The sequence below is a fragment of the Porcipelethomonas ammoniilytica genome, from assembly GCF_025567485.1.
GTDB lineage: Bacteria > Bacillota > Clostridia > Oscillospirales > Ruminococcaceae > Porcipelethomonas > Porcipelethomonas ammoniilytica.
Genome location: NZ_JAOQKH010000026.1, coordinates 1 through 11672 on the forward strand (window position 1 = coordinate 1; position 11672 = coordinate 11672).

The following is an 11672-nucleotide window of genomic DNA, read 5'->3' on the forward strand; positions in this document are numbered from 1 at the left end:
GCAACAGATTATATTAAAAATCAAAGCTCAAGATACAGTAATACGGTTACTTTTGAAAATGCAATTTCCAATTCTAATCTTTCACTTCTGATACCTAATAATAATATTTCAATAACAGTCCCTTCAAGCAATACCATATGGAATATTACTGTAAACGGTACATCAAAATCACTGCAGACAATGCTCAGAGAACAGCTTCAGACATATAATATGATGCCTGATACACTTAAATCACAATATAGTGCTGATGGAGTATCTTATGTTGTATTTATTGAATACAACGGACGTTCTTCCATGATGTGTTTAAGCGATATTGATATCGTATCTCTTGTAAGACCGGGCAATTCTGCTGCTGATGATACTGCAAGAAGTATTACTCACGAGCTTATGCATTGTTACGGAGCACCGGATATTTATGGAGATAGCGTAGCAGCTTACTCACAGGTAAAGTATTATTACGATATTATGAGAGTAGCCGGAATATCCTTAAATAACCTTAACGTTAATACATATGCTGCTTATTGTGTAGGCTGGACTAATACATTATTAACAGAAGATGCTGTTGCTTATGATTTTTCATAATTAATTTAAGAATTCAAACTACTGAAATTCCAGAAGTCTAATAAAACAAAAAGCCCGTCAGGAAATTCCCGACGGGCTTAGTCATTATTTTATTATCAATTTCGGTATGCAGACGTTTAATAAAGTTTTCCCCTGCAATACCGTTTTGTTTGTAACTCCACTGCCCTAGAAGACTATGTACTTAACCACTCCGGAATCTGTTCCGCACTCTGTAAAATCAGAGTGCATATTGACATATCATGTAAAATAATGTATAATTTTTGTTAAGGGCATACCTGAAACGGTAGGCGGTGAAATGCTCCCCTTTTGTTAGACAAAATGGTATAATAGAAATAAACCAAAATGAAGTCTAATGAAAAGGGGGCATTTTTATGCCTGAAAGACAATATTTTCTGCTTTTGTAGGTGTGGCTATGGCAGTCAATGCATTTATGACTATGCCGATTTCTGCTTTTGCATACGAAGAAACTAGTCATACATATACATATGACGGTTATGAAGTTTCGTATGACGTTACAAATGCATGGGGAAATACGGAAGTTGTTTCAGTAACGTTATCCAACACCGGTGACAGTGCAATTGAAAACTGGATGCTGTATTTTGAACCTAATGGACAGGTACACAGCACTGTTAATGTTCAGGAAGCACAAACTTCTGCCGGAATAACATATTTTAGAAACAGCGGATATAATGCAAATATTAATCCGGATTCGTCAGTTTCGTTCTGCTACATGGTTGATGACTGTGAAGGGGCACCAGATAATTTTACACTCTGTCAGACAAGAGAAGAAAAAGAATCGGGTTACGAAGTTTCACTCAAGGTAAACCAAACTTGGGGAGATTCATTTAATGGTGAAATAATTATTCAGAATAACATTGACAAACCTATTGAGTCATGGGAACTGACAGTTGATACTAATTTTACTATTTAAGTATGATCTTTCTGACACTGATATAGAATTATGTGTAAATGCATTTAAAAAATATTTAGAAGATACTTTGGGGGTAGAAATTAAATGAAGAATAAACTGATTAGATTAATTACCATTTTATTAAGTGTTTCAATTTTCACAACATCTTTTAGTCTTCAAATATCAGCTTCAGAGACCATATCAGGAGTTGTGATACAAAATGAATGGGAATATGAATTAAAAGATGATATTATGACATGGACATTTTTAAAAGATGATTCAGATATTGTTATGACAATTGAAAATGGAGTTTGCAATGTTGACGGCAATATCATATCAATCAATATATTTGATTGGAATGAGCCGGATAATTCAGAATCTAATTTTGTATTTGACTGGATGAATAAAAATCCAATTAAAGAAATTAATTTTTCTGATAATGTAACTAAAATAGATACATTATGGTTTTCAACTTGGTATTTTTATAATGCAACCAAAATTTCTTTTGGAGAGAATATTCAATCAATTAGTAATAATGCTTTTGTATCTTCTGAGGTACAAAACATAATTTTACCTGAAAATTTACAACAAATTGGTCTAGATGCATTTAGATGGTGTTATAACTTGAATGATGTAACAGTATTATCACAAAATATTGTTCTCGAAAATTCCGGCATAGGATATGGAGACAATGATGAGCAATTAGAAAATATGATAATACGAGGTTATCAAAACTCTACTGCGGAGATATATGCAAATCAAAACGGATTTACTTTTGTTGCACTTGATGAACATATAACTATGAAAGGCGATGCCAACGGAGACGGAAAGCTTGCACAGTCGTCTATTTCAGGAGAGAAGATAACAGCTGAGGATTATCCGGCTATGGATTTCAATCAGGACGGTAAAGTTACAGCCAAAGATGCGGCAGATATTGCAAGATATTTGGCAGAGCAGTCGATAAAGCAATAGATAATAATCAATTTTCAATAATTTATAAAAACGGAACTGGAAAAGTATATCCAGTTCCGTTTTTTAGTTTATAAAGAATATTTTTAGTTTTCATCAGCTATGTTTAAGCATACTTCTTTGGCTTTGTTATGCATGAGTGCACAGGTGGCTGTTAATGAATTATATCGATATTTCTTAGGTGCTGATTGGTATGATGACTCAGGAGCTATTGATGATTATTATGTAAAAATGTCTGCAGATATCAATGGTCTTGATCAGGTAAATGCTAATACTGTTATTGGTAAAATCTATCTTGTAATCAATGGGGTTATTAATGATATTATCGTTGATCTTATCGCACTTCCGCCTGGAACTGATTTGAATCAGTACAGATCTTAATTGTAATATGTTTTATTTTAATTATTACCTTAAAAATTTATCAACAATGTATTGGTATTATAATATTATTAATTTTAAAGGGTTCCAGGAATGTTTTTAAAATCTTTTAACAAAAGTGAAAAACAATATTTATATAAAACTGTTAAAATTGTATAAAAAATAGTAAATACATTTAAAAATATCTAATATATGTTGTATAATACGAAATTATATTGTATAATATTTGGTAAAAATATACAGTAATAGAAAACGGTAATGAAAGCATTACATTAACATTAAGTGAAGAGTATTTAAAGTCATTTGATGCTGGAAATCATTACTTTACTGTAGACGAAGCGAAAATAATGAATTTAAATTGAAAGGACAGATAAAGATTTGAAAAAGAAAAGGATAGTAATTTTATTTATTTCATTAATGTTAGTTATAGTTGGTACAGTAACAGCAAAATATAAGTATAATAGCATTACTTCTGTTCCAATAAACACTTCAGTTTGGATGAAAACTGAAATTAAAGATGAAGCATATATTGCAAATGGTTCAATTGAAAAATTTGATTTAAATGAAACGATTACAGAATCTGATTATGTTTTTAGTGGTACTGTAATTAACAGAGAAGAATATGAAGTCAAATGGACAGATGAAAATGGTGAAGATTGGGGGCCTTTTCCTAGTTCTATAATAGAAGTTAAGGTGAATAAAGAATACTATGGAACGTCACCTATTAAAGGAAATGTTATAAAAGTATATTATCCATATTCATTTTCAACAATATTTAAAAATTCTTTTTTAATTGAAGACAACAGTGATTATGTATTTATAACACGTGTACTTGATGAAGAATTTGTTAAACAAAAAGAAAATAACAATCCAGAAGATAAATTTGAACAAGAAAAATATGCTGATGTTTATATTACAAATACATATAGTAATTTATTAGTAATAGAAAATGATACGGTTTTTATGTATAATGAATTTTTTAGTGAAAATAAAGATATTATGAATAAAACTATATCTAAAGAATTGGCTGTAACTGATAAAACTATATCTTCTGATGACAATGAAAACGATTGGTTTATAGCACTTGATGAAACTGATTTTAATAAAGCATTTTCGGACTTGTTTAAAAGTCAAGAGGAATTAACAAATACAAGTGATTTTAGTAAATTGCAGGAGGATAAAGTAGAATGAAAAGAATTATTAAAATCTTAACAAATTCGTTTTGTTTATTTATGTTAATATTATTTGTTACTATAAATTCACTTTCAACTACCTTTGCACACAGTCTAACTCCATGGGCAAATTATTATCCTTATGGTTCAGCAGGTGGAGATCATCATTTTAGTATTATGGATTCATATCATATCGATGGAAATACTGTAAAATTTTTTTGGGCTAATACATCTACAAAAAATCTTTTATCAGCAAATTTGACAAATGGTGTTGCAATGTGGGATGGTTTGATTAATGCTGTTGAAACATCTTCGTCAAGTGCCAATTTGAAGATAACATATAATCCAAATTCTACTTATGACAGAAATGCATATACTGATCTTATTATTCCTTCAGGTCATTATGGTGTATATAATGGAGATTTACAAATAGTTTTTACTAAAAATGGTGCAAATTTATCATCAACAATGAGATCTAGAACTATGTGCCACGAATTAGGGCATGTGTGGGGGATTGATGATATTTATAATTTAAATACAGGTTGGCCATATTCTAATCTTGAATCAATAATGAATAGTACAGAAGATTACTCCGCTGCAACAAGACATGATAAAAATGCAATGCGTATATGCTTGAATAATCTATTCTTTGATACTGGAAATGGTTGGAAGTATCAAAAATCTCCAGGAGTATGGGCTAAAGATGAATGGATCAACAAGAGTGGTAAGGCACATTATTTTAATTCAAGTGGTATAAAAGTACACGAAATTCAAGGAAGTATGCCTACTTCAAGTATGAATATTCCAAATGGGGTATATGAAATTCAAGGCAAAACATCAGGGAAGCTAATACACTCAGCAAATGCATCCAATGGAGCTGTAGCACATTTATGGTCGGTAGCAACAAATTCAACTACTATTAAAAATCAACAGTTTAAATTTGAACGTCAAAATGATGGAACATACAAAATTACTGTACTTTCTAGTGGTAGTGCTCTTGATAATAATGGATCTAGTTATAATAATGGCAATCAGCTTAAATTTCATATTTGGCATGGCGGTAATAATCAAAGGTGGTATATTGTAAACTGTGGTAATGGATATGTAAAGTTTATTAATAAACATTCTGGATTAGCTATTGATATATATAATAATAGTGCTGCAAATGGTACATCAGTTCAACAATGGACGGATAATTCTTCAGATGCTCAACGATTTAAGCTGTTACCTACAAATTTACCTAGCAAAAGTATAAATCTTCCTGATGGTGTATATGAAATTCAAGGTAAAACTTCCGGTAAATTAATACATTCAGCTAATTCTTCAAATGGGGCTGTAGCACATTTATGGAATTCAACAACAAACACAGCTACTATTAATAATCAAAGATTTAATTTTGAACGTCAAAATGATGGAACATATAAGATTACAGTACTTTCCAGTGGATATGTTCTTGATAATAATGGTTGGAGTTACAGTAATGGCAATCAGCTTAAATTTCACAATTGGCATGGTGGTAATAACCAAAGGTGGTATATTGTTGATTGTGGCAATGGGTATATTAAATTTATTAATAAGCATTCTGGGTTAGCTATCGACATTAGTAATAATGGTACTGAAAATGGTACTCCAATTCAACAATGGGTTGATTCAACAGTTGGGGCAAGCGCACAAAGATTTAAATTATTACCTACTAATTTGCCTACTAGTAGTATGAATATTCCTAATGGAATATATCAAATACAAGGTAAAACATCAGGTAAACTAATACATTCCAAAAATGCAAATGACGGAGCAGTAGCACATTTATGGAGTGCAACAACAAATCCAGATAATATTAATAACCAAAGATATAATTTTCAACGTCAAAGTGATGGAACTTATAAAATTATGGTTCTTTCCAGTAATAAGGTTCTTACTGATCCAAACTTAAGTTATGAAAACGGTACTCAATTGAGATTTTACAACTGGAGTGGAGCAAACAATCAAAAATGGTATGTGGTAGATTGCGGAAGTGGATATGTAAAGTTTATTAATAAGCATTCTGGGCTTGCCATTGATATTAGTAATAATGGTACTGAAAATGGCACAGCGATTCAGCAATGGAAAGATTCTGCTGTTGGTGCAAGTGCTCAGAGATTTAAATTGCTAAATGAATAAAAATAATAAGAACGGGGATACAGAAAGTGGTATCTCTGTTCTTATTTTTTATAGAATTAATAATTTATGTTAATCATGTTATTTAAATATAAAAATAAACCTTATATATATTTATAGATACTAAAATTCTTTATATTCTATATACCATTTAAGAAAGGATTGATTTTTATGTTTTCATCTTTGCACATGGGTACAAACCACATGCTTGGAATAGATAATTTTGTTCCGTTAACTACTAACAATTTTGAAGTGAGAATTTATAATATGGATGGCTCAGCACCAACCGAAAGTTCCGATTTACTTACGTTATCTACAGACGAAGTAGGAGAAGTTCAAGAGGAGCAAGACAGTATCGTGGTACATTATGGTAATGGTCTTATTAAATTTCCAGGTAAAGTAACCTATGGTGATGTATAACTGGTGCAATAGCGCCTGATTTGGCACAATCAATGACAGATGCTATTTACAAGGCTGCAACAGGTGGTAACAGTTCAAAGATTGTTGTTTTACGTTCATTAGCTGGGATAAATGCATCAAATACTGAATTTTTAAAACAATTAGCTAATGATCCTCAAAAAGTATTTGCTAATTGGAATATCTGCTGATGCATTTGCACGAGTAGATTTTCAATATTTATCTCAGGCAATATCTTCTATGAATTCTAGCAGTAGTGCCTTTGGAATTCAAACCCACAGAGCTTTATTGATGTACCAGATAATCAAGAGAAAGTAACGGCACATTTACTACTTGCAACATTTGATGAAACTGCACAACCCGTTTTTCTTACCAAAAACGGTTACGGAGATATGGTCGTCATGAGCATGGAGGCTTTTGAGAAAATGCAATTTGAAAGCGACATATATTTTAAGCTTGCTGAGGCCGAAAGAGAAGCAGAAGAAACTGGCGAACGTTTTTCCTCAAAGGATATTCTCAGTGAAATGAAAGCCGCGGCGAGAAGAAAATGATGTACACGCTTGAGTATTTACCGATGCCAGACGCGATATGGTCGGCGTTCTGGACACATTAGTAATATAATTGTCCAGAACAACAATTTATATTTTCACGTAATTCTGTAAGAAATATGGGACATAGGATGGAGATAAAATATTTGGTTGGATTAGCAGTGTAGAATTACATATAATATAGAGCGAATTGGTTGAAGTAGGTGTGAATCTTGCAAATGGGAAGTGAAAATCTTAAGAATTATTTGCATGGCTCAATACTCATAATTAATATCCCATAGATGAATGAATTTACATGTAAAAATCCGCATTTGATTTCAAATGCGGATTTTTTATGATTTATATCTGTAAGATGCAATCTTATTATAATAATTGTTTCGAAAAATATTTATATATTAATAAGTTTAGATAAGCATAATAAAATTTTACAAATACAGAGTTTAAAATAAACATAGAAAATAAAATTCTATTATTTAATATTAAATTAGCAAAATCAGTTGCTTTTTTCCATATTTTATGTTAATATATAAACATGGTTTTTACATTTATCATAAAGATTATTATAGTATATATAATTGATAAATGTAATACTGCTATTTAAGTAAAAAACAATAAGGAGTAAGTTGAAAATGTTAAAAGTAAAAAAGATGTTTTCTGCTTTTGTAGGTGTGGCTATGGCAGCAAATGCTTTTATTACCATGCCGATTTCTGCTTTTGCAGACGAAGAAACCAGTCATACATATACATATGACGACTATGAAATATCGTATGATGTTACCAATTCATGGGGAAATACAGAATTTGTTTCAGTAACATTATCTAATACCGGTGAAAGTACAATTGAAAACTGGATGCTGTATTTTGAACCTAATGGACAGGTACACAATACTGTCAATGTTCAGGAAGCACAAACTTCTACCGGTACTACATATTTTAGAAACAGCGGATATAATGCAAATATTAATCCTGATTCGTCAGTTTCGTTCTGCTATATGGTTGATGACTGTGAAGCGGTGCCGGACAATTTTACGCTTTGTCAGACAAGAGAAGAAAAAGAATCGGGTTACGAAGTTTCACTCAAGGTAAACCAAACTTGGGGAGATTCATTTAATGGTGAAATAATTATTCAGAATAATACTGATAAACCTATTGAATCGTGGGAACTGACAGTTGACACTAACTTTACTATTACGGAAATAACAAACAGTTGGGCGGCAGATGTAACAGAGCTTGAGCCTTACAGCTATATGCTGAAAGGTACATATACCGGAACTGTATATCCAAACTCAAGTGTTTCTCTTGGATTTAACGGTGTAAAATCCGGCGAACCGACAATTACTGATTATTCACTGACGGAAGTGGTTGCGGATGAAAAAGTAATTTCATCTTCAGAATTAAATAATGCACCGATATACGATAATTATATAAATAATAAAATTAATGCCGAAGCATTATATGATTCTGAAAATGAAAATATAGATATCTCATGGACAGCAGAAACAATAGGAAGTTCTTTTGAGGTATATGTTTCAGATGATAATGATGAGTATGAATTATATGAAACTGTAGACGGTAATACATTTAATTCTGTATATCATATAACAGGTGACTTTATTATTAAATATTTCAAAATCAAACAAACTTTAGATGACGGAAACATTATTTACAGTAATATATGTTATGCCGTTTATGCTCCCGTAGGTACAGAATGGACGGAATATCTGCGTGATTGGGAAATTCCGACCGATGATGAGATTTTATCTGAAATAAATAATGAAGACAGTCCATATAAACTTTCATTGGAGTTTAATGCAGCTGGTGTTCCGGATATTCATCTTAATGTTTCAGAGAGTACTTATACTAATGCCATAAAGAATAATTATATTTTAGGAGCTGCACCTGAAATTTTCTATAAAGATGAATTATTGACAAAAGATATTACTATTAAGTTTCAGATAAAAGAAAATTTCTTAAGCAATGAACTAGGTACACTCGAAAACAATTCTGAGTTTACCAATATTAAACGTTTTAATATATTTAAATACTTTGAAGATATAAATATGCTTTTGCCTATTGAAACAAAATTTGACTTATCTAATAATATTGTGTATACTGAAGTAGAGGAATTGGGAACATATTGTGTTGTCGATATGGAAAAATGGTTGGACAGTTTAGATGTTGATGCTGAAAGAATCAATAATGCATCGTTATATTCGTCAGCAGGAACTTCTCTATTTTCTGAATTAACTGATACAGCTTCAGATGCTTTTGTATCAGATGAACTTATTAGTGAAAATACAAGCGGCGGTTCAATGATAGTGTCATCAGAAGCGGATGCACCGAACAATATACAAGCAATTTTAAATAACAATAATTTTTCAGATATAACCACTGAAGTAAGCGATGATACAGTTGATATTGTTTTCGTTTTACAATGTGCGGGTGAATATGAATCAAATTATTTAGCTGAAAGACAAATGATACTTGACGCATCTGAAAATATTTTCAAAACATACACAAATGCACACATATATGTTATTGGATTTAAACATAACGAAGCATATTTTCTCAAAGAAAATGAATCTAATGCAGACTATTTTTCGTCAAGGGAAGAAATGGAATGCCTTTACAATTATGAACACGATCAGTTTGAAGGCTATGTAAACAGAACTCCTGCATACGAACTATTAAGGGATCATGTGCAATTCAGAAATGACTCCAAAAACTTTGTATTTACACTGTTAAACGGAAGTACTGACTGTCAGGGTATTGATCAGACTGATATTTGTAATGAACCGAATATGAATATCAACTATTCGGAAGTCTTGTGTGGAGTGGTGTATCTAGGTGCAGAGAGCACAGTATCCGTACTGGATGCAGTAATTAAAAAGAACGGGATTTGTATAATATATGATGAAAATTCAGCGGGAGTAATATATGAGCATATTTGTGATAATATGAAGTTAGAAGTACCTGAAGGATTTGAAAATAAAATATATATGGGAATGGATTGGAGTGAAATGAATTTATCATCTCCATTGCAGGTAAACGGAAAAACAGATACGGATCATGACGATCTTACCGATTGGGAAGAAGTAAATTCTGAATTTCTTGAAAAAAATGGAATTATATTAAATGACAATGAATATATTAAAGATATTGAAGATAAGCTTCCGTCTGCATGGTATATGTTAAAATCAGAATACAATTTTGTACCGTTCAGATTTGTGAATTCAAACAACTTTGGACTATATAATATATTAAACAAAATAAAGGTTCTGCCGGTTAAATCAAATCCATTGAAAGCTTCAAGCGCAGATGATGGAGTAAGTGATTTGGATAAGCTGAAACCGGAAAAGATGTTTAACAATAACATATCAAAATTCTATGATGAAAATGACCGTTACTATAATTACTACAATGACAGTAAATATTATACCGATCATCTAGAAAAACGCTATACAGATAAAGGGGCATTTAAAGCATATACGGTTGAAAGCATATTCACAGAACTTAAAGATCCGACTATAAACAGTACGTCAAATTCGGTTTACATAAAAGCAGAGGGGAATGAAATAACAATATGTCCGAATATATATTTTACAGGAGATTACAATGCAAATGCAATTGACTATTTAAAAACGGAAAATGAGGATTCCAAAAGACTATATGAAGAATTAAAAAATAAATACGGAGATAATGTAACGCTGGATAAAGTATTTTTAGACGGATTGAAAAACAGATGGGAAAAAGAATTTAACGGAACAATATTTGATTTTTATCCTAGTATGAAAATTAAAACAAAAGTAGAATTTAAGTTGTATGAACAAGAACCGCAAAATCAAAATTATATAAATGTTAATATAAATACAAAAGGCGGAATAGCTAATACAGGAATGGGGGGTGTCTTTAGAAATAATAAAATGGAACTATATATAGGCGAAGGTACAGGATATAGCATAGATGTATTTGAAGGCGTATGCGCTCATGAATTTGGTCATACTTTAAATATTACTGACGCTTATCCAGGTATGAATAATAATTTTACATCTGCTTATAGTGATAATCAATTAAATGAATTATATTATAATAAAGGTATATACGGAAGCGTTGGCGGCGGAGAAATAATGCGTGCTAACAGTGATGTACTGCCAAATGATATAGAAATGGCTTTATACGGCGTTATAGAAAATGAAAATCAGCATTTTACTCCTACATATTATAATAAATATGATTGTAAAGTTTCTTCGGCAATAAGAGCAAAACATTTATATAAATATGTCCCTGATGTTGAGAAGCCGGAACATGATATGGTATATAAAGAGGGAGAATATTATAAATGGGTTGACGGAAAAGGTTATATTCCTGCTGAGGCAAATATACAAACCGGCAATATTGATGGAGTAGATCTACAATATTATGAAGAAACATATGACGGAGAAACAACTGTTACAATTTATGGATTATTTAAAAATTCTTATTCTGGAAAAGTAACAATACCGGCAGAAATCAACGGACATAAAGTTACAAAAATATGTG

At 31.3% G+C, this 11672-nt stretch carries 10 protein-coding genes; all 10 read left to right on the forward strand.

The window, feature by feature from the left end; translation table 11 throughout:
- Window positions 1-582, forward strand: a 582-nt coding sequence (locus OCV67_RS12005; protein ID WP_178085129.1) for a hypothetical protein, incomplete at its 5' end; no start/stop codon positions are given.
- 412 nt (window positions 583-994) lie between these two features.
- Entirely contained in the window at window positions 995-1513 is a 519-nt protein-coding gene (locus OCV67_RS12010; RefSeq protein WP_147644199.1) for a cellulose binding domain-containing protein, read from the forward strand.
- Between the two features lie 84 nt (window positions 1514-1597).
- Window positions 1598-2464, forward strand: coding sequence for a leucine-rich repeat protein (locus OCV67_RS12015; RefSeq protein ID WP_147644200.1), 867 nt, complete (start codon window positions 1598-1600; stop codon window positions 2462-2464).
- A gap of 132 nt (window positions 2465-2596) precedes the next feature.
- Window positions 2597-2842: a hypothetical protein gene (locus OCV67_RS12020; RefSeq protein ID WP_147644201.1), complete on the forward strand. Its 246-nt coding sequence runs from the start codon at window positions 2597-2599 to the stop codon at window positions 2840-2842.
- Between the two features lie 375 nt (window positions 2843-3217).
- Window positions 3218-4030 (forward strand): hypothetical protein, encoded by an 813-nt coding sequence (locus OCV67_RS12025; RefSeq protein WP_147644202.1) that lies wholly within the window; start codon window positions 3218-3220, stop codon window positions 4028-4030.
- A complete protein-coding gene (locus OCV67_RS12030) occupies window positions 4027-6171 on the forward strand; it encodes an RICIN domain-containing protein (protein ID WP_147644203.1) in 2145 nt (714 codons plus the stop codon). The genes OCV67_RS12025 and OCV67_RS12030 overlap by 4 nt, the downstream gene beginning before the upstream one ends.
- A gap of 168 nt (window positions 6172-6339) precedes the next feature.
- A complete protein-coding gene (locus OCV67_RS12035; RefSeq protein ID WP_147644204.1) occupies window positions 6340-6588 on the forward strand; it encodes a hypothetical protein in 249 nt (82 codons plus the stop codon).
- A gap of 32 nt (window positions 6589-6620) precedes the next feature.
- On the forward strand, window positions 6621-6776 hold the full coding sequence (locus OCV67_RS12040) for a hypothetical protein (RefSeq protein WP_262644616.1): 156 nt from the start codon (window positions 6621-6623) through the stop codon (window positions 6774-6776).
- A gap of 210 nt (window positions 6777-6986) precedes the next feature.
- Window positions 6987-7136: a hypothetical protein gene (locus OCV67_RS12045; protein ID WP_262644618.1), complete on the forward strand. Its 150-nt coding sequence runs from the start codon at window positions 6987-6989 to the stop codon at window positions 7134-7136.
- Between the two features lie 626 nt (window positions 7137-7762).
- The coding region (locus OCV67_RS12050) for a cellulose binding domain-containing protein (RefSeq protein WP_178085131.1) at window positions 7763-11672 on the forward strand (3910 nt) is incomplete at its 3' end.

What these genes read in the sequence shown, in the direction of transcription:
- OCV67_RS12010 (WP_147644199.1), top strand. Translation starts at nt 995, where the DNA reads ATGGCAGTCAATGCATTTATGACTATGCCGATTTCTGCTTTTGCATAC.
- OCV67_RS12015 (WP_147644200.1), top strand. Translation starts at nt 1,598, where the DNA reads ATGAAGAATAAACTGATTAGATTAATTACCATTTTATTAAGTGTTTCA.
- OCV67_RS12020 (WP_147644201.1), top strand. Translation starts at nt 2,597, where the DNA reads ATGAGTGCACAGGTGGCTGTTAATGAATTATATCGATATTTCTTAGGT.
- OCV67_RS12030 (WP_147644203.1), top strand. Translation starts at nt 4,027, where the DNA reads ATGAAAAGAATTATTAAAATCTTAACAAATTCGTTTTGTTTATTTATG.
- OCV67_RS12035 (WP_147644204.1), top strand. Translation starts at nt 6,340, where the DNA reads ATGTTTTCATCTTTGCACATGGGTACAAACCACATGCTTGGAATAGAT.
- OCV67_RS12040 (WP_262644616.1), top strand. Translation starts at nt 6,621, where the DNA reads ATGACAGATGCTATTTACAAGGCTGCAACAGGTGGTAACAGTTCAAAG.
- OCV67_RS12045 (WP_262644618.1), top strand. Translation starts at nt 6,987, where the DNA reads ATGAGCATGGAGGCTTTTGAGAAAATGCAATTTGAAAGCGACATATAT.